The 19,427-nt window shown below is 63.7% G+C and carries 14 protein-coding genes and 3 riboswitches; of the genes, 8 read left to right on the top strand and 6 right to left on the bottom strand.

Going from position 1 to position 19,427, the window contains the following annotated elements; genetic code table 11:
* Positions 1-48: 48 nt before the first annotated feature.
* The 4 genes from HNQ60_RS07895 to HNQ60_RS07910 all read left to right on the top strand — a co-directional run bounded on the left by HNQ60_RS07895 (position 49) and on the right by HNQ60_RS07910 (position 3,564).
* The gene (locus HNQ60_RS07895) at positions 49-660 is read left to right on the top strand and encodes a c-type cytochrome (RefSeq protein ID WP_184330501.1); all 612 of its coding nucleotides are present in this window, start codon (positions 49-51) and stop codon (positions 658-660) included.
* A gap of 44 nt (positions 661-704) precedes the next feature.
* The gene (locus HNQ60_RS28045; protein ID WP_184330502.1) at positions 705-1,580 is read left to right on the top strand and encodes a thiol:disulfide interchange protein DsbA/DsbL; all 876 of its coding nucleotides are present in this window, start codon (positions 705-707) and stop codon (positions 1,578-1,580) included.
* Positions 1,581-1,619: 39 nt separating this feature from the next.
* Positions 1,620-2,594 carry a magnesium transporter CorA family protein gene (locus HNQ60_RS07905; protein ID WP_184330503.1) on the top strand — a complete coding sequence of 325 codons (975 nt, stop codon included), beginning with the start codon at positions 1,620-1,622 and terminating at the stop codon, positions 2,592-2,594.
* A gap of 142 nt (positions 2,595-2,736) precedes the next feature.
* Entirely contained in the window at positions 2,737-3,564 is an 828-nt protein-coding gene (locus HNQ60_RS07910) for an NYN domain-containing protein (protein WP_184330504.1), read from the top strand.
* A gap of 6 nt (positions 3,565-3,570) precedes the next feature.
* Here the strand turns inward: HNQ60_RS07910 and HNQ60_RS27410 are convergent, their stop codons facing one another.
* The gene (locus HNQ60_RS27410) at positions 3,571-4,551 is read right to left on the bottom strand and encodes an endonuclease/exonuclease/phosphatase family protein (protein WP_184330505.1); all 981 of its coding nucleotides are present in this window, start codon (positions 4,549-4,551) and stop codon (positions 3,571-3,573) included.
* A 79-nt stretch (positions 4,552-4,630) separates the two neighbouring features.
* Complete coding sequence (locus tag HNQ60_RS07920; RefSeq protein WP_184330506.1) at positions 4,631-5,110, bottom strand: hypothetical protein; 480 nt, start codon at positions 5,108-5,110, stop codon at positions 4,631-4,633.
* Between the two features lie 548 nt (positions 5,111-5,658).
* Between HNQ60_RS07920 and HNQ60_RS07925 the strand changes: the two genes are divergently transcribed.
* The 4 genes from HNQ60_RS07925 (at position 5,659) to HNQ60_RS07940 (ending at position 10,861) form a co-directional block, all read left to right on the top strand.
* The gene (locus tag HNQ60_RS07925; protein ID WP_184330507.1) at positions 5,659-7,959 is read left to right on the top strand and encodes an ATP-binding protein; all 2,301 of its coding nucleotides are present in this window, start codon (positions 5,659-5,661) and stop codon (positions 7,957-7,959) included.
* Between the two features lie 40 nt (positions 7,960-7,999).
* Complete coding sequence (locus HNQ60_RS07930) at positions 8,000-8,416, top strand: response regulator transcription factor (RefSeq protein WP_221304090.1); 417 nt, start codon at positions 8,000-8,002, stop codon at positions 8,414-8,416.
* A complete protein-coding gene (locus HNQ60_RS07935) occupies positions 8,406-8,855 on the top strand; it encodes a chemotaxis protein CheX (RefSeq protein ID WP_184330508.1) in 450 nt (149 codons plus the stop codon). Before HNQ60_RS07930 ends, HNQ60_RS07935 begins: the two co-directional genes overlap by 11 nt.
* A gap of 71 nt (positions 8,856-8,926) precedes the next feature.
* Positions 8,927-10,861, top strand: a complete 1,935-nt coding sequence (locus HNQ60_RS07940; protein WP_184330509.1) for a TonB family protein — start codon at positions 8,927-8,929, stop codon at positions 10,859-10,861.
* 3 nt (positions 10,862-10,864) lie between these two features.
* Here the strand turns inward: HNQ60_RS07940 and HNQ60_RS07945 are convergent, their stop codons facing one another.
* The 4 genes from HNQ60_RS07945 to HNQ60_RS07960 all read right to left on the bottom strand — a co-directional run bounded on the left by HNQ60_RS07945 (position 10,865) and on the right by HNQ60_RS07960 (position 19,140).
* Positions 10,865-12,178, bottom strand: coding sequence for an NTP/NDP exchange transporter (locus HNQ60_RS07945; RefSeq protein ID WP_184330510.1), 1,314 nt, complete (start codon positions 12,176-12,178; stop codon positions 10,865-10,867).
* A 234-nt stretch (positions 12,179-12,412) separates the two neighbouring features.
* Positions 12,413-14,254 carry a putative Ig domain-containing protein gene (locus HNQ60_RS07950; protein ID WP_184330511.1) on the bottom strand — a complete coding sequence of 614 codons (1,842 nt, stop codon included), beginning with the start codon at positions 14,252-14,254 and terminating at the stop codon, positions 12,413-12,415.
* A gap of 17 nt (positions 14,255-14,271) precedes the next feature.
* Positions 14,272-14,357: riboswitch (cyclic di-GMP riboswitch) on the bottom strand.
* 180 nt (positions 14,358-14,537) lie between these two features.
* A riboswitch (cyclic di-GMP riboswitch) is annotated at positions 14,538-14,623 on the bottom strand.
* 193 nt (positions 14,624-14,816) lie between these two features.
* On the bottom strand, positions 14,817-16,283 hold the full coding sequence (locus tag HNQ60_RS07955) for a fibronectin type III domain-containing protein (protein ID WP_184330512.1): 1,467 nt from the start codon (positions 16,281-16,283) through the stop codon (positions 14,817-14,819).
* Between the two features lie 150 nt (positions 16,284-16,433).
* A riboswitch (cyclic di-GMP riboswitch) is annotated at positions 16,434-16,522 on the bottom strand.
* Positions 16,523-16,782: 260 nt separating this feature from the next.
* A complete protein-coding gene (locus HNQ60_RS07960; RefSeq protein ID WP_184330513.1) occupies positions 16,783-19,140 on the bottom strand; it encodes an HD domain-containing phosphohydrolase in 2,358 nt (785 codons plus the stop codon).
* Between the last annotated feature and the right edge of the window lie 287 nt (positions 19,141-19,427).

The following is a 19,427-nucleotide window of genomic DNA, read 5'->3' on the forward strand; positions in this document are numbered from 1 at the left end:
GGCTCGACCGGCGCGGCAGCCAAAATAATAGTTTGTGGAGTGTGACTGATGAAGTTTCAGCCGATCGTCCTGCTGTCTGCATTGTGCAGCCTGTCCGCGAGCATTCCGGCCTTCGCCGAAGGCACTGCTGAAGCCGGCCAGGCCAAGTCGAGCACGTGTGTTGCCTGCCACGGCGTCGATGGCAACAGCGTGAATCCGGAATGGCCGACGATCGCCGGCCAGCACGGCGAGTACATCGTGAAGCAGCTGAAGGCATTCAAGTCCGGCGCGCGCCAGAACGTGCTGATGAGCCCGATGGCAGCAGGCCTGTCGGATGCCGACATGGCCGATCTCGCAGCCTACTTCTCGTCGCAGACTGCCAATGGTCTCGAAGCGGATGCCGGCAAAGTGACTCTCGGCCAGCGCCTGTATCGCGCGGGCGATACCGAACGCGGCATTGCCGCCTGCACGTCCTGCCACGGCCCGAGCGGCCGCGGCAATCCGACGGCGCTCTATCCGTCGCTCCACGGCCAGCATGCGACGTATGTCGAAGCGCAGCTCAAGGCGTATCGCAGCGGAACCCGGCAGACCGATCAGAATCAGATGATGCGCGACGTGACGAAGCTGCTGACCGATGAGCAGATCGCAGCAGTCGCTGCCTACGTGCAGGGCCTGCGCTGATCCGCCCGGGTCTGCACGCCACATCCGATACGAGAGGACCGTCCGTGAACAGAATTGGCGCCGGTTTCGCTGCTTTGATGCTCATCGCGCTCGCCGCTTGCGGTAACAAGCAGGAGGCGCCGCCGGCGGAACAGACCGCACCAGCACAGACGGCGGCACCAGCTGCAAGCGAACCCGCCGCCGCGACACCGGGCGATGAAGCCGCCGCGCCTGCCGCGGAATCGCCGGCCACGCCGTCCGAAACGATCAGCGAAACCGACGACGGCGGTCAGGAAACGACGGCGGAAGCCGCGCCGTCGACCACTCAGCCTTCGTTGCGCCTCGGCGGCCCGTCGAATGCATCGCCGACCTCCGCTCAGTTCAAGGAAGGCGCGAACTACAGCAAGGTCGTCCCGAACCAGCCGACGAGCGTCGGTCCGGGCCGCGTCGAAGTCGTCGAAGTATTCTGGTACGGCTGCGGCCATTGCTTCGCGCTCGATCCGTCGATCGAATCCTGGCGCAGCAAGAGCAAGCCTTCGTACGTCGAGTTCGTCCGCATCCCCGCGATGTGGAATGAAACGACCCGCATGCATGCCCGCATGTTCTACACCGCCGAGCTGCTCGGCAAACTCGAAGAACTGCACGCCCCGATGTTTCGCGAGATCAACGTGAAGGGCAACCAGCTCAACACGGTCGACAAGATCACGGCGTTCTTCCGCCAGAACGGCGTGAACGCGGACGACTTCCAGAAGGCGTTCTCTTCGTTCGCCGTCGAGAGCAAGCTGCAGCGCGCCGATTTCCTCAACCGCCGCTATCGCATCGAGTCGGTGCCGACGGTCATCGTGAACGGCAAGTACCGCACGGATATCGGCATGGCCGGCGGCGAAGAACAGCTGTTCGGCCTGATCGGCGAACTCTCCGCCTCGGAACACGGCGGCTGAGATTCGCGCGCGCAGCGTGACGAAGCGGCGCCAGCGCTCATGCTGAAAGCCTTCGTCCAGCAGCCACAGGGACTCGCGAGCGTGGCGCTGGCCACGCCTGCCGAAGTTCCCGCGGATGTGGTCTGGATCGATCTGCTGGAACCCACTCCCGACGAAGAGAAGGCGGTCGAACAGATCCTGCGCATCGACGTCCCGACGCGCGAGGAAATGAAAGAGATCGAGACGTCCAATCGCCTCTACGAGGACAACGACGCGCTCTACATGACCGCGACCGTTGCCGCGAAGCTCGACACGTCCCGGCCGGAGATCACCGCGGTCACGTTCATCCTCTCGAACGGCAGACTGGTTACGAACCGCTACGTCGACACGAAGCCGTTCCAGCAGTTCATCGCGTACGCCGAGAAGCATCCGAACTCCTGTCAATCCGCGGTGGCCATCCTCGCGGGACTCATCGAGTCGTTCATCGAACGCATCGCCGACATTCTCGAACGCGTCGGCGGCGATCTCGATCTCGTTTCCGGCAGCATCTTCATGAGCCAGAACGGCACGCCGAAGAGCCGTGACCTGCGCGCGTTGATCGAGCGGATCGGCTTCAACGGCGAGCTCAATTCGAAGTCGCGCGAAAGTCTCGTGAGCCTGGGCCGGCTCGTGATGTTCGTTCAGCAGACCGGGCTGCTGCAGATGACCCAGGAGCAGCGCAGCCGGTTCAAGTCGATCAGCCGCGACGTCACGTCGCTCTCCGACCACGCGAGCTTTCTCGGCACCAAGGTCTCGTTCCTGCTCGAAGCCACCCTGGGCCTCATCAACCTCGAGCAGAACAACATCATCAAGATCTTCTCGGTCGCCGCCGTCATGTTCATGCCGCCCACCCTGATCGCGAGCATCTACGGCATGAACTTCCACCTGCTGCCGAGCTTCCCGGGCACCTACAGCAATTTCTTCTTCTCCCTCGGCCTGATGCTGACCTCGATGGGCGTAACCTATGCGCTCTTCAAGCGCAAAGGATGGCTGTGAAAGAGAAGCGGTTAGCGGTTGGCGGTTGGTTCAGAACCGGAAACTGCAGGACTGCACCGCGCGAACGTGGGATCTCGAGGTCATTCCTTCTGCTGTCCTATTCTTGCTAACCGCCAACCGCTAACCGCCAACCGCTCCTCCTATGTCTCACCCAATAACCAGCATGGCCCTGTTCTGCGATTTCGAGAACATCGCCCTCGGTGTGCGCGATGCGCAGTACGCCAAATTCGACATCGACCGCGTCCTGGAACGGCTGCTGCTCAAGGGCAGCATCGTCGTGAAGAAGGCGTACTGCGACTGGGATCGCTACAAGGAATTCAAGGCGCCGATGCACGAAGCGTCGTTCGAGCTCATCGAGATTCCGCACGTGCGCATGTCGGGCAAGAACTCGGCCGACATCCGCCTGGTCGTCGATGCGCTGGACCTGTGCTACACGAAGGCTCACGTCGACACGTTCGTCATCATCAGCGGCGACTCCGACTTCTCACCGCTCGTGAGCAAGCTGCGCGAGAACAACAAGACCGTGATCGGCGTCGGCGTGAAGAGCTCGACGTCGGATCTGCTGATCGCGAACTGCGACGAGTTCATTTTCTACGACGATCTCGTGCGCCAGAACGAGAAGAAGCAGCGCACGCGCCGCAAGACGGCGCCGAAGCAGCAGGCCGGCGCGCCGAAAGAACAGCCGAAAGCAGAGAAGACGGACGAAGACCGGCGCCAGGAAGCCTTCGATCTGGTGATGGACACCATCGAAGCGCTCGCGAGCGAACGCGATCAGGACGAGAAGATCTGGGGATCGATGGTCAAGCAGGCGCTCAAGCGCCGCAATCCCGGCTTCAACGAAACCTACTACGGCTTTCGCACCTTCAGCGATCTTCTCGAAGAAGCGAAAAAGCGGCGGCTGCTCGATCTCGAAGCCGACCAGAAATCCGGCGGCTTCGTCATCAAGCGCGTCAAGAGCAGCGGCGAGTAGCGCCGCTCACTCGGTCTTCCGTCGCAGCTGCAGATCGGTCACGGTGGGAAAGTGGTCCGACCCCAGTGCCGGGCCGCGACTCACGTGGAGCACCTCCCAGTGGTCGCTCGCGAGGCACTGATCGATGCGGATGGCGAGCGGCGCGAAGTGAGACGGCCACGTATTCACCAGACCGAGCCCGCGTGCGCAGTCGTGCAGCGGTGACTCGTCGAACGTGCGACGAAAGTTCTGCGACCACGAAGACACATTGAAGTCGCCGCCGATGAGCAGCGGCTCCGGCGTCTGCTCAGCCACCTTCACCAGTTGCTTCATCTCCGCATTGCGCAATCGCACGTTGTTGGGACCGATGGGCCAGTGCAGGTGAACGCCGACGACGGCAACCGGCTTGCCCTCCCAATCGATCACTGCTTTGGCGGCCAGCGCTCCGTACGGCGCGAGCTCGATGGTCTCCACTCGCTGGATCGGCCAGCGGCTGAAAATCACGGCGCCGTACGGATACCAGGACTTCGCATGCATGTGCGGATACGAGGGCAGTTGCGCAGCGAGCTGCTCGGCAGCGGCAAGCGTCGGCAACTCCTGGACGGCAATCACATCGGCGCGAAGGCTCTCGAGATAGCGACCGATGCCCGCGGCGTCCTGGTTGGTGTAGTACTGATTGAACGTGACGAAGCGGAATTCGCCGGACGTTGCGCGAGCGGACTGCAGCGGCGGCCAGCCTGTGTACGACACCACGCTGGCGCCGACGAGCAACGCGGTCGCAAGCACGAGCGCTCCACTGCGTGGGCGGCGTACCGAGAACAACACACCGGCGCTAACCAGCAGCGCGATCGCGTATTGCAGCCTGAAGTGCGAGAAGAGATCGAGCACCCACCACCAGTGACCGGCGAAGCCGATCAGAAAGCCGAACGAAGCGCTGAGCGCGGTCAGAAGGGCGAGGCGGGCAGTAATGCGAAGCGCCGCGCTGGCGCGCGGTGAAGGAGTCGTCACGGAGGAAAATCGGGGCTGCTTTGGAAGGGCGCCGTTATAGCGCCGTCCGGGCCGATGCGCTACCGACCGCTTCCGGACTTCAGGCGAGTTCTTTGCTTTCGCTGCGCCAACGGCTCGCGGGCATCCGGCCCCGTGCGTAGTACAACTCGAGCCGACGCACGCCCTTCATACGACGCGTCGAGCGTCGGACTTCGCGCAGGAGGCGAAGCAGCAACTGCTCATCGGATCGGGGACCCCCTGCCGCGTACTCTGCCGAAATGCTCAGGTGCAGCACGGCAATGTGCTCGAGATCGGGACGGGTGTAGATAGCGACGCCGACGGGACGTCCGGTCGCTGCTTCGACGGCGAACAGCGCCTGGGCTTCTTCCTGCATGCCGTCGATTCGTACACGAAGCCTATCGGCACCTTCCGGCACGATCTCGGGCGCGCCGAATGTCTCGACGGCATCCGCGATGCACGATGCGACGCGCGCCTGGCAGGAATTGAAGAACAGCAGCGACTCCAGCGCGAGCCGATGCTTCGTGAGCACATGAGAGCGAAATTCGATCTGATCACTCATGTCCCATTCCCGTCGTAGCCCCGTGACACTTCGAGTGCCGGCCCGCCTTCACGGGGCCGTTCGAATCGATCATGAACGTGCCCTTGGGGCCTTGTCGAGAGCTTTCGGCACCGGAACCCAGACGTAACTCGTTGCCGTTGCAACAAAAAATTCACCTTGTTGCCAAAGACCGACATGCCGGCCCCCACCCTAACCCTCGGGCACGAAAGCGAAAATGAGAACGGCGTGGCGCTGCTGGCCCGGGCCCTGTTGCAGGGGTGTCACGCCGCCGGAGGCGTTTTTCCGTGCTCCCGCCGCGTTTGACGTATCGGACAATGCCTGTGCCCGTCCGAAAACTTTGAACTGGCGCAAGTTTCCGATCTTTAAAAACGGGAACTGGTTCGAGCGTCGGGAATGAGCTTATTGTCATATACGTACACAGCAGCTTGCCTGCGGCTGGCGTCGTCGTGCCCGATTCGGGGGTGTCCGGCAGCAGGCGAAGGCGTGAACGATGCGGCCGGAAAAACGCCGCGGTACGCCGGAAACTCAAGGGTCATAGGGGAATCGTAATGGGCATCCTAGATCTCGGTCGATACAAGGGAATCGTGTGGGCAATCACAGGATTCCTGGTGGCGTTCATCGCCATTCTGGCGTTGAACCATGGCATCGCCGGCCTGTTCGCCGATGACGTGGCGGGCGTCAAATTCCTTTCGCAGATGCGCACGCAGCCTGCGGAAATCCAGGCAAACGCGCGCACGATCACCGAACGCCTGCAGGCGGGCGAGAAGGTCGATGACGCGATCGAGGCCCTGCGCAGCAGTGCAACCGCCTACGATCACGCATTCATCGGTCTCGCCGGCGGCATGGTCTCCGACAACTCCGGCGCAACGATCGGCGTCTCCGCGCTGAACGATGCCGAAGCGAAAGCGATGCTCGCCGACGGCGAGAAGGTGTGGAAGGAGTACAAGGCCAAGCTCGACCCGATCCTGCGCTTCTCCGGTTCGCCCTACGCCGCTGAAGCTCCTGCTCCCGCAGCCCCGGCTCCGACCGGCAAGAATGCTGCTGCAGCGCCCGCTGCCGAAAAGCCGGCCGGTGTGCAGCTCAGCCCGCGCGGTCGCCGCCTCCAGACGGCCCTCGTTGAATTGAACACATTCGCCGCGGCCTCTCAGGCCCAGCTTTCGCAGATCTCCACGAAGCTCGCCGGCCAGGTCGAAGAATCCAGCAAGGGCAACGCAGCACTGCTGCGCGGCGTGCAGATCGGCGGCTTGCTCGCCGCACTCGCACTGCTCGGCGCCCTCTTCTTCTATTTCGCGCGCAACCTGCGCAAGGAAGAAATGGTGTCGTCGCGGGCCCGTAAGGAAACCGCGGACATTCTGCGCACGGTGAATGAAGGTCTGTTCCTGCTCGACAAGGACCTGAAGCTCGGCAGCGAGCGTTCGATGGCGCTCAATACCATCTTCCGCAAGGAAGACTTCATGAACCTGACCTTCGACTCGCTGTTGAAGGACATCGTCCCCGAGAAGACGCTCAAGACCGCGATGGACTACGTCGCGCTGCTCTGGGGCGAGCGCGTCAACGAAAAGCTGGTCAAGACGATCAACCCGCTGAACGAAGTCGAAGTGCACTTCGACAACCCGGCCGGCGGTTTCGACACGCACTACCTCGAGTTCGATTTCAACCGCGTGAAATCCGACGGCTCGCTGTCGCACCTGCTGGTCACGGTGAACGACGTGACGAAGCGCGTGATGCTCTCGCGCGAACTGCAGGAATCGCAGGAAAAGGCCCAGGCCCAGCTCGACCTGCTGCTGCGCATCCTGCACGTCGAACCCGACAGCCTCACCGGCTTCCTCACCGACGCCGACGTGTCGCTCAAGATGGTCAACTCGATTCTCAAGGAGCCGGCTCGCGAAGAGACGGCGTTCCGCGCCAAGATCGACGGCATCTACCGCCAGGTCCATGCAGTCAAGGGCGAAGCTGCTGCGCTCGGCCTGAAGACGGTCGAACAGCGTGCGCATGCGTTCGAAGAATCCCTGAGCGACCTGAAGGGCCGCCCGACGCTGTCGGGCAGCGACTTCCTCCCGCTCGTCGTCAAGCTCGACGATCTGTTCAACCACCTCGCCCAGGTTCGCGAAATGCTGGGTCGTCTCGTCGACCTGCACCACGCCATCGCGGCGCGGCGTACGTCCGGCGGCGGTCAGGTCGAAGCGGCGAAGGTCGATCAGTGGCTCGCCGGCAAGCACGACCAGACGATGCAGATGAAGGCGCTGCCAACGCAGCAACCGCAACAGGAAGCGGAAGCCGCGGTCGGTCTCGAGCGGACGCTCGAAGATCTCGCCGCCCGCGTTGCCTCGTCGCATTCGAAGCAGGTATCGCTGAAGTGCACGGGCCTCACCGAAGTGCCCGAGTCCTACAAGCGCGCCGTCAAGGACATCACGATTCAGCTCGTGCGCAACGCAGTGGTGCACGGCATCGAGACACCGGACCAGAGAGTGAAGGCCCAGAAGTCGGAAACCGGCTTCCTCGGCGTCGAATTCACGCAGCGCGGCGAAGAAGGCTTCGAGCTCGTCGTTCAGGACGACGGTCGCGGCCTGCAGCTCGATCGCATCAAGGAAGTGGCCGTCGAGCGTGGACTGATCACGCCTGCACAGGCCGCATTGCTCGACCCGCGCCAGACGATGGCACTGATCTTCCGTCCGGGCTTCTCGACAGCGGATCGCGTCACGACGGACGCAGGACGCGGCGCAGGCATGGATCTCGTGCGCATTCTGGTTGCCGAACTTGGCGGGCGCGTCGGCCTGGCCTCGGCCGGCGGACGCTTCTCGAAGTTCAAGATCTGGTTGCCCTCGCCCTCGCGAGCGGTAGCTGCATAACTGGTCCGCGTCACGAACAAGTACAGCAAGAGGGATTTCAATGGCGGCTAACGCAAAGGCTGAACCGTTGACGAACGGTAAGCTCAAGCTCATGATCTGCGACGATTCGAACATAATCCGTCGCAAGATCGAGCGTGAACTGAAGATCGACCGCCTGCAGGTCATCGCCACCGCGGCGAATGGCAAGCTCGCCGTCGAAGCGTTCCGGAAGGAACCTGCCGATGTCGTGACCATGGACATCACGATGCCCGAGATGGATGGCATCGAATGCGTCGAGAATCTGGTCAAGATCAAACCCGACGTGCTGATCCTGATCATCTCGGCTTTGTCCGACAAGGCTACGGCCATCGAGGCCCTGAAGAAGGGTGCGAACGGTTTCCTCTGCAAGCCGTTCACGGATCGACAGCTGACAGAGGCGCTCGAAGAACTGCTTAGGGGCGCCGGCAATGATGACTAAAGTTGAACTCGAGACGTTCGTCGAAGGAACGACGAATTATTTCGCCACTGCAGCCAATCAGCCGGCTTCGGTGGGCTCGCCTTACATCGTCCAGGAAGGACGTCCGACCGTGCAGGAGTTCACCGGCCTCATCAGTATCGCGGGCAAGCGCCGCGGCATCGTTTATTTCACCGCTTCGCGTCCGATGCTCACCGTCATGCTCATGCGCATGGGCGAGACCGAGCTGACGCAGGAAAACATGTGCGATCTCGTGGGTGAAGTCGCCAACACGATCTCCGGCAACGCGCGCCGCGATTTCGGCAAGGACTTCATGATCTCCGTGCCGACGGTCGTCGCCGGCGAACCGGAGAAAATCGTCACCCCGGACAACACACGTTCGTTCGTCATCCCGATCAACTGGCGCAGCCACTCTGCGCAGCTGGTCGTCTGCCTGGAGTGATCAGATTCCAGGCAATCGCGGCACGACGTAAGTAACCGCTCCAAGACGCCTGCCGCTGATCAACCGATGCAATGCAACGCCGGCAACATGATGCAACCACAGGCGCTTTCAGCGCCGCCGGCGCGCTCTCTGGCAGTACTGTAGATGTCGTCGTGATCAGCGCGGACGACGCGCTGCTCACGACACTCCAGCAGTCCGCCGGTCCCGAACACGTTCTCTGGCACGCGCCCTCCGCGGAGGCCGCGGTCGAGCTTCTTCTTGGCGGCCATTGCGGCATCCTCATCGCCGACATGCAGGTCGTTCGCAGCGATTCTGCCGCGCTGTTTGAACGTCTCCAGACACAGTTCCCGGAACTCGTCATGCTCGCCACCGGGCGGCGCGACGAGGAAGGCGCCGTCGCCGGATTGATCAGCAAGGGCAGCGTCTATCGCTTCCTGCACAAGCCGGTGTCGCCTGCGCGCGCGAACCTCTTCCTCGCCACAGCAACACGGCGTTGCCACGAGCTTTCACAGACTGGTTCGTCGCCAGCGCTCGCCAGCGTCAAGCAGCTTGCGGAGCCCGCGAATCGAATCCCGGTGATTGGTGGCATCGCGGCCGCAGTGCTGCTCGCAGTCGCACTGACGGTGTACTTCACACGATCCGATGAACCCGCTGCGCCAAGTGCGTCGCCAGTTGCTACCGCGCCGACTGCGCCAACGTCAGCACAACCTGCTCGCTCGACCACCGAATTGCTCGAGAATGCCAGGCAGGCCTTCGATGCCGGTCGGTTGTCGGCACCTCCCAACGACAACGCGCTCGATCTCTATCGATCGGTCCTGGCCATCGAGGCCGACAACGCAACAGCCCAGACCGGTGTTCAGGACGTCCTGGATGCGCTCGAGCTGCAAGTCATGCAGGCACTGCAGGCCCGCAACGCGCCGAACGCCGCTCGCGCCCTCTCGGTGCTGCAGAGCGCGGATCCGACTCACCCTGAAATCGCTCCATTGCGAGAACAGTTGCTCGCGCTCTCGCGCTCCGCCCGGCCTGAGCCGGTCGTCGCCAAGCCGGCTGAACAGCGCAAGGCTTCGCCGACGCGTACGACACCGAATACGGATCTGGCTCGCACGCGCCTCGCAGCGGGCCGGCTCATCGAGCCGGCGGATGACAGCGCCCTCTTCCATCTGCGCGCAGCGCGCGATGCGAAAGAGGACGAGTCCGCGAACCGGATTCTCGCCACCGATCTGGGCGCTCGTCTGCTCGCGCAGGCGAGAGCGTCGATCGCAATCAGCGACGCCGCGCAGGCAAGGCAGGCATACGCTGCGGCTGTTGCGATCGATCGCGAGTTCGAGCTCGCGTTGCCTGATCTCGTCGAGGTCGGCGGTGAGCTGGATGATCTGAGCGCCGCGAGCGCTCAAGCGGCCAGCTCACGCGCAGTTGTCGAGCTGCTGGCGCCCGTCATCCGTTTGCGCGAAACCGGACAACTGATCCGGCCCGTGGGAAACAATGCATTCGATTCGCTCCAGCAGGTTGCGAGCCAGTATCCGAACGCAGCTGAAGTCCGCGCCGAGCAGCAGCGCCTCGCTTTCACACTCATCGACAACGCGCGCACGGCATTCGCCGCACGCGAACTCGAACAGGCTGAACTGCTGCTCGGGCGAGCCGAAGAGCTCGTGCCACGGATGTCCAGCACACGCTCCCTGCGCGATCAGATTGCGGCTGCGAAGGAAGAACGCGCGGCGGCCAGCCGCGTCCTGCAAGCGGCCGATCTGCCCCGCAAGCGCGAGGCCGCACCGATCTATCCGCCTGATGCCCAGCGCAAGGGAACGGAAGGCTGGGTCGACATCGAGTTCACGATTGGAATGGACGGCACGACACAGGAACTCGTCGTGCGTGAAGCACAGCCCGCCGGTGTCTTCGACAAAGCTGCGATCGATGCGTTGCGCAAGTGGCGCTTCGAACCGGTGATCCGCAACGGCGCTGCCGTGAACCAGCGCGCAGTGCTGAGGATGCGGTTCGCGCTGGATTGACCGTCAGCTTCCTTCCGGCTTCTTCCTGCCGCCGCGCTCATCCACTTCACCGCGATCGAATCGGCGGCCGAGCCACAAACCCAGCATTGCCCATACAGCCGCGACGCCTGCTCCCAGCATGGCGAGTGCCGCGGGGCCCCAGCCGATTCCCTCGAGCAATTTGTTGAGCTGAGCCGAGATGGCGTCGGCGCCGCGGTAGACAGGCACGTCGACCGTGTTCTTGGCCTTGTACTTCGTTTCCTTGTCGAGCGGGCTCCACAGCATCTCGCGGCCCGGTCGCACGAATGCGTATTCCATCGCACGACGCCCGATAACCACGACAGCCAGCACGGCGAGCGTGCCGGTCGCCGCCAGCGCAATGAACCCGCCGACCATGATCAACGGAATTGCGGTCACGAGCGCAACGACGCCGAAGCGCTTCGCGATGCGGCCGGTCAGGAAGATCTGCGACAGCACGGTCAGCGTCTGCACGATCCAGTCGAAGCGGGCGAAGATACGGGTGCGATCGGTGATCTCCGGGTAGTTGACTTCGACCAGCCGCAGCTGCTCGAAGTACAGCAACGTGTTCACTGCCGAAATGAACACGACGAAAAGTGCGATGCCCAGGATGTACGGCGATCGAAGGATCAGCGTGATGCCAGCGAAGATGTTGCCGCCTAGCGGCCGATCCTCAGTCACGGCCTTCGAACGGTCACGCCAGATTCCCAGCAGCACCCGCTGGCAGAGAATCGCAATCACGAAGGACGCCGCACCGACGAACAGCACACCGCTGTTGCCGATGGCGCTGACGCTGACGTCCGAAATGAGCGGCCCGGTGAGTGCGCCCGCGCTGCCGCCCGCCGCGATCACACCGAACAGCCGCTTGCTCTGCCCGCTGTCGAACAGCTCGAGCAGGAAGCTCCAGAAGATGGACAGCAGGAACAGGTTCACCACGCTGATGAACACATAGAAGAACTTGCCGGCGGCGGGATCGATCTGTTCGCCCCGCAACGCGAGGCCCGTCAGGACCAGCACCAGGGCGACGAACCCGTACATCGCGGGAAGGAAAATACTGCGGCGGACCCGCGCAACGATGAAGCCGAACGTCGGGATGATCGCGATCGACGCGATCGACGTGATGATCCAGAGGTCGGCCGTCTGGTCGCGGCCAATGATGGTGGCGATGGTCTCGCGGACGGGCCTGACGGAGAAGTAGCCCGCCCACATGAAGAAGAACAGGCCGAACGCGGCGACGACCGCCGACACTTCACGTGGCTCGATCGGAGCCAGTTTGCTGAGCAGCCGGCCGAGCGGGGACGTTGTTGTCGTAGCAGTCATCGATAACGATCCTCGGGCGGCTGGAAGCGGGCCTGAGGATTCTAAACGCAGCCGTGAGAGCGCCGCAGACAGATGCGGTCAAAAGTTGAAAGGCGGGGACGGGACGAGGGACCGGTTTGTAACCGCCGGGGCGAAGATCCCTCCGTTGCGAGGACCTCCGTGTGCTCCGTGAACTCCGTGTGAAATCCGGTCCCGGGTTTCAGCGCGCCCGCCTGGCGACGGGCGCGCTGCCGGTTACGGAATGGTCTTGCTCGCGACGTTCGACAGCGAGCTTTCGGATCCGGTATCGCTGTAGGCCTTCACTGCGAAGTACCAGGTGCCCGGTGCCAGCTGCTCGACCACATACGAGGTCAGGCTCGGATTCGCCAGCTGGACGGTCTGGTTGAGCGCGGAGGAGCTGGTGCCGTAGACGATGCGGTAGCCCGCGAGATTCGTCAGCGAGCTGCCGTCCGTGTTCTGGGTCGGCGCCGCCCACGACAGCGTCGCGCTGCCAAGCGCGACCGAGTTGGCCGCGATCGAGAACGCCGGGAGCGAAACGCTGTTGGTGCCGTCGCTCACGCTGATCACGATGCCCGTGGTGGTGCCGGAAGCCGAAGGCGTGCCGCTCAGACGGCCTGTCGTCGTGCTGAACGTGGCCCACGACGGCTTGTTCTGGATGCTGAAGGCGAGCGTCGCACCTTCCGGATCGCTGGCCGTCGGCTGGAAGCTGTAGCTGCTGTTCACGTTCACGGACGTCGCGGGTGTGCCAGAGATCGTCGGCGGGTTGTTGACCGGCGTGCTGCCGCCGCTGACCGTGATGCTGAAGGCCGCCAGCGAAGCCGTGGCCGTGCCATCGCTCACGCTGATGATGATGTTGCTGGCGGTGCCGGCTGCCGTCGGCGTGCCGTTCAGACGGCCCGTCGAGCTGCTGAACGTTGCCCAGGTCGGCTTGTTCTGGATCGTGAAGCCGAGCGACTGGCCGTCCGCGTCATTCGCGGTCGGCTGGAACGAGTAAGCGGTGCCCACCGTGGCCGTCGTGCCAGGCGTGCCGCTGATGGTCGGCGCGCGGTTCGGTGCCGCCTGCACGGTGATGGTGAACGCGGGCAGAGAGGCTGTGCTGCCGCCGTCGCTCACGCTGATGCCGATGTTCGCGTACGAACCCACCTGCGCCGCAGTCGGCGTGCCGGTCAGGCGACCCGTCGAGCTGCTGAACGTTGCCCACGTCGGCTTGTTCTGAATGCTCCACGTGAGCGTGTTGCCTTCGGCGTCCGTGGCGGTCGGCTGGAACGAATACGCCTGTCCCGCCTGCACGGAAGTCATCGGCGTGCCGCTGACGACGGGCGCGGTGTTGTTAGGCCCGCGAACGCTGATCGTGAATGCCGGAAGCGATGTAGTCGCCGTGCCATCGCTGACACTGATGACGATGTTGGCGTAGTTGCCGACGCGCTGCGTACCCGGCGTGCCGGTCAGAGTGCCCGAGGCGGTGCTGAAGCTCGCCCACGACGGACGGTTCGAAATCGAGAAGGTCAGCTGGTTGCCGTCGGCGTCGGCGGCCGTCGGCTGGAAGCTGTACGCAGTACCTGCAGTGACCGAAGCCGCCGGTGTGCCGCCGATGGTGGGCGGCGTGTTCGAGGCAGGCGGCGGCTGGCTGCGGCCGCGAATGCGGATCTTGAAGGGACCGATGGCGCGTTCGTCGCGGCCGTCAGTCACGGTGATCGTGATGTCCGAGCTCTCGCCGACATCGCCATCGGCCGGCACGCCGGTGAGCGCACCGGTCTCGACGTTGAACGTCGCCCACGAGGGCTTGTTGGTGATCTCGAACTCGAGGAAATCGTTGTCGGCGTCCTTCGCCGAGGGAACGAACGAATAGTCCTGGCCCGCTTCGATGTTCGTTTCCGGAACACCGCTGATCTCGGGCGGCTGATTCGGCGTCGGCGGCGGAGTGGCGGGCGGCGGCGTCTGCTCGACGGGCTCAGGAGTTGCTTCGTCGCCTTCGCCACCGCATGCGGCAAGAGCCGCTGCCATGGATACGACGAGCCACGCTTTCGCGAGATTCCTGATAATCGCCTTGCTCCCCAAACCCGCTATTGGATCCATGCCTGCACCCTGTTCTTGCTGGTAACCCCGCTATCCCGTGCAGCGCACGTTCGGACCGGAGGCTTTGCGTCCCCGCCTTTCGACGGGTTTGCCCTTAACAACTCGAATCGACATGGAGACGGCAACGATGTCGCTCCAGTCGCGCCGCTCGTCGTGCCTGCGGGAAACGGCAAATGCCGAAATCGCAGGCGCCGCGTAACGGCGTCTTCAGAAGGACCTTCGGGTGGGAGCGCTTGACGGATTAAGTCGAGCGGGATGACGAAAGAGGTCCAGACGGTCCTCTACCGGCAACCCCGCTATCCTGCACCGTGTGCTCGTGGACCGGAGGCTTTGCGTCCCCGCCTTGCAGCGGGTTTGCCCTTGTGAAGCGTGGTCGAGTAAACCTCACCGGAAATGCCTTTGCAATTGTCGTTGGCGGCCGACAGCTCAAGTCATTTCTAGCTTCACATAACAACGTCAAAGAACATAACGCGCGGAAGACAAGCACAACGTCCGCCACATGCGTACCGCACGTGAATTTCCTTTGCGAACGTTGTGCTCATAACGAGTCATCCGCGCGAAATCACTGCACCGTCTTGCTTGCGACGTTCGAGTTCGTGCTCTCCGCACCTGCACTCGTGTACGCGCGCACCGCGAAGTAGTACGTCGCCGGCGACAAACCTTCGATCATGTACGTCGAGAGGCTCGGGTTCGTGACGTTCACCACTTGCGTGAGTGCGGTTGCCGAAGTTCCGTAGTAGATGCGGTAACCGGCAAGATTCGTGAGCGAGGAACCGTCGGTGTTCTGCGAAGGCGCAACCCACGAAACCGTGGCGCTGCCGAGCGAAACCTGGTTCACCGCGATCGCGAATGCGGACAGCGAAGCGCTGGTCTTGCCGTCGCTGACGCTGATGACGATGCCGGAGAACGTGCCTGCGTCAGCAGCCGCCGGCGTACCGGAAAGCTGGCCGGTCGAGGTGCTGAAGGACGCCCACGACGGCTTGTTCGCAATCGAGAACGTCAGCGTGTCGCCATCGGCATCGGATGCGGTCGGACGGAAGCTGTATGCGCTGTTCGCGTTGACCGACGTGGACGGCGAGCCGGTGATCGTCGGGGCGCGATTCGCAGCGCCGTTGACCGTGATCGCGAACGCCGGCAGCGAAGTGCTCGTCTTGCCGTCGCTCACAGTGATGACGATGCCCGAGTGCGTCGCTGCTGCCGTCGGTGTGCCGCTCAGACGACCCGTGGTCGTGCTGAAGCTCGCCCACGTCGGCTTGTTGGCGATGCTGAAACCCAGCGTATCGCCGTCGGCGTCGCTGGCCGTCGGCTGGAAGCTGTACGCGGTGTTCACGCTGACAGCCGTGGTCGGTGAGCCGCTGATGGTCGGCGCGCGATTCGCAGTGCTGCCGACAGTGATGCTGAAGGCGGGCAACGAAGTGGTTGCCTTGCCGTCGCTCACGCGGATGACGATGCCCGAGAAGGTGCCGGACGCGCCCGGCGTGCCGCGAAGACGGCCCGTCGACGCGTTGAACGAAGCCCACGACGGCTTGTTCGAGATGGAGAACGTGAGCGTGTCGCCATCGGCGTCGCTCGCGGTGGGAGTGAACTGGTAGACGTTACGCAGCGCGACACTCGCCGGCGGCGTGCCGGAGATCGTCGGTGCGCGGTTCGCGGCAGTCGCGGGAACCACTTCGATCACGAAGCTCGGGCCGAGGATGCGATCGCTGTAATAGCCGGTCGCATTGATTAGGACGTTGCCCCAATAACCGGTGGTCGTCGGCGTGCCGTAGATGCGGCCCGTCGCGGGATCCTGGCTCATCCACGACGGGGGATTCCACATCGAGAACGTGAGCTTGATGTTCGACGGGTTGTAGACGGTCGGCGTGAACGAGAACGGCTTGCCGACTTCGGTGGGAGCCGGCGTCCCCGAAATGACGGGACGCGTCTGAGCACTGGCTGTGCCCATGCTCATCAGACCGACCAGGCACAGAATGAAAGCGACCCACGCTCTTGCGTGCGGCAGCCTGAAAAGAGAGGCGGAAAGGACCATGTGATACTCACTCCCGGATGCGACAAGAACTTGTCTTCACAAGGGAGCGAGCCGCACAGCTCGAGCCGCGGATAACCCGCGGTAAGCCGCACGCTATCTCACGACGAGACCGACACCATTCGCGCGTTGCTCGCGATGAAGAAGGTCTGCGCCGGCAACCCCGCTATCCGTTGCTCGCTGGAGCAATGGGACCGGAGGCTTTGCGTCGCCGTCTCTCGACGGTTATGCCCTTGTTCGACTGACGCAGTGTGCCCGGAGGCTCAATGCCGACCTATCGGGCTCCCCCCCATCGCTCGCGAGATGGGAGAGGGACCGGACATGAGGCGGAGGAGGACGGAGGAGGAGGTGGAAGGCAGCGGCGCGGAAGGGAGACAGGGGAAAGAGATGAGCGGAGGGCGATGAGCTACGAGCTATGAGCCCGGAAGGGACCGTGAGCCGGAGGGGATCGCAACTCCGGCTCCGGGTTTCTGGCTTGCAGCTCGCCGCTCGTCGCTCGCGGCTATTCCGGAAACTTGAACCCGTGCTGCCGCACGAGCCTCGTGCACGCGGTCGCCAGGTGCAGGTCGTACGCGACTCCCGCTCCGCGATTGATCTCGTCGATCGCTGCATCGATGCCGAGTGCCGGGCGATACGGTCGCGGTGAGGACATGGCTTCGACCACATCGGCGATCGCCAGGATGCGGGCTTCGATGAGGATCTCTTCGCCCTTCATGCCGCGCGGATAGCCGCTGCCATCGAAGCGTTCGTGGTGTTCGAAGATGATTTCGGCGACCGGCGCGCCGAAGTCGATGTTCGCGAGCAGCTTGGTGCCTTCTTCGACGTGAGAGCGCATCAGTGCGGTTTCCGCTTCATTGAGCGGGCCCGGACGCGCAAGGATCGACGGCGGTACGGCGACATTGCCCACGTCGTGCAGCAAAGCTGCGACGCGCAGTGCGTGCTGACGTTCGCCGTCGAGACCCGCTTCGCGCCCGAGCGCGACTGCGAGCGCGGCGACGCGACGTGCGGAACCAGCGGTATAGGGATCGTGCTTCTCGCTCAGCGCGAGCAGCGCGTCGATCATGCCCTGCAGGGCCACGTCTGTACGCTGCAGTGAGCTCAGCGTCTGACCGTGAGCGCGCTTCGCGTGCAGCATTCGCCACACTCCATCGCTCAGTGCGGACAGCGCGCGCTGATCGGCTTCGCCATAGCCTGCGTCGCGATTGGCGACACCCAGGACAGCAACCGCCTCTTCGCCGTCGACCATCGGCACGGCCACATAGCGCTGCAGATCGGGCAAACCATCGGGCTGCGGCTTCCAGGTGAGATCGTTGCTCGAAGTGGCATGACGCGAACGCACGCATTCCGCGAAGACGCTCATGCGCGCCATCTGGCGCGGCTCGGCGTTCGCCATGATCGTCTGCGCCTTCGCGCGGTCACGCCACGCGACCAGCGAAATGGTCTTGTCGGCGGGATGGACGAAGAAGAGGTACGCGAGCGGGCTGTCGGTCATTTCCGCCGCGTGCTCGACCACGCGCCGCACGATAGCGGACTCGTCGAACGACTCGGACTGGCGGAACAGGTCGATCAGGAATTCCTGCTGTTTCTGTTCCTGGCGCTGCGCGGAAGCCTCGCGCCGGCGCTGCGAAATATCGCGGATGACGAGGACGGTGTCGCCGGCGCCGCTGTCGATGCGACCCACGGTGACCTCGACGTCCATCAGCGAACCGTCGCGACGCTTGTGAGTTGCTTCGTATCGATCGCTGGCCTTGCGCGCGGCCTTCAGATCTTCGGCGCTCTGCTGCTCGATGTTCGACGCCGGCGTCTTCACGAGCTCTTCGCGCGCGTGGCCCGACATGCGGCAATACGCCTCATTCACTTCTAGGATGCGGCCTTCGCTGTCGAGCACCCAGCAGCCGTCGGACACGGCTTCGAGAATCGTGCGGCTCGACAGGGCCTGCTCCTGGGCCCGCTCCAGCCGCTTGCGCTCTTCGGCCACGTATTGCGTGAGATCGCAGGCGCTCACGAGATCGGCATTGCGGCCGTCGAATTCGATCGGGCGGCTCGCAAGCATCACCTGCAACGTCGATCCGTTCTTGCGCCGATGCGTGACAGTACCGCCGGAGTCAGCGGATGCAGGACTTGCTTCGAGCAACGCCGCGCCCTTTAACGCGAGAAACTCGGCTCGCGTATAGCCGTAAGCCGTCAACGCAGTATCGTTGACCGCGATGAAACCGCCGGTCGCCTGGTCGGCGATCCACATCGGCAGCGGATTAGATTCGAAGATGCGGCGGAAACGCGCCTCGCCCGAGGCGAGCCGCTGGTTGGTCGATTCGAGCTCGCCGATCTGATTGCGCAAGCGCGCCTGGACCTGTTGCGCGCGTTCGGTCGCAAGCGCGAGTGCCTGCTGTGCCCGCTCTGCAGCCTCGGAGCGCTGCACGGAGTTCTCGTCGAGCGCCTGGAGCTTCACGGTTGCGTTGTTGGCCTTGGCGGGCGCTGCGGCAGGTGCCGGGGCAGCGGCGACCAACTCATCGAGCACCTTCACGAGTGCCTCGGGCTGCTCAGTGCGGGAAAGGAAGCGTTCGGCACCGAGCTCGAGCGCAAAGCGCTCGTACTTCGGGTCGTCGTGACGGCGCGTGTAGAAGACGAATGGGATCGACTGCAGACGTTCGTCCTGTTTCCACTTGCGGCACAGAGCGAAGCCGTCCATCCGGGGCAGCACGATGTCGGAAACGACGGCATGCGGCGGCTCGCGACGAGCGGCATCGAGCGCTTCGAGACCGTTCGTGGCCTTCACGACCCGATGGCCGCGGGGAACCAGCAGCTTCTCCAGCGCGACCTGCTCGGACTCGCGCTCGTATGCAACCAGAATGACACCCATGCCCCGAAAACTCCTGGCCGTACGGGCCTGCCTGTCCGGACCGTCCTGCGGACGTGTAATCAGCGGGCGCGACCGTCCCACCGTGAGCGCCAATGCTCTCTTATGTCAGGCCGTAAGTATGCCGACCAAGTCCTTGATTCGCACGGTCGAGAGGGGGTGGGAGGCAGGAAAGGTGACGGGGAGCACAGGAGGAGGGCTCGGGGCGAGAGGCCTGGGGCGCGGGTCAGGCGGTGCCCTCAACGTCTGGCAGCCTTCTGGCCCGGGGCCCCAGCCCCGAGGCCCGAGCC

The organism is Povalibacter uvarum (assembly GCF_014202975.1).
GTDB classification, from domain to species: Bacteria; Pseudomonadota; Gammaproteobacteria; order Steroidobacterales; family Steroidobacteraceae; genus Steroidobacter; species Steroidobacter uvarum.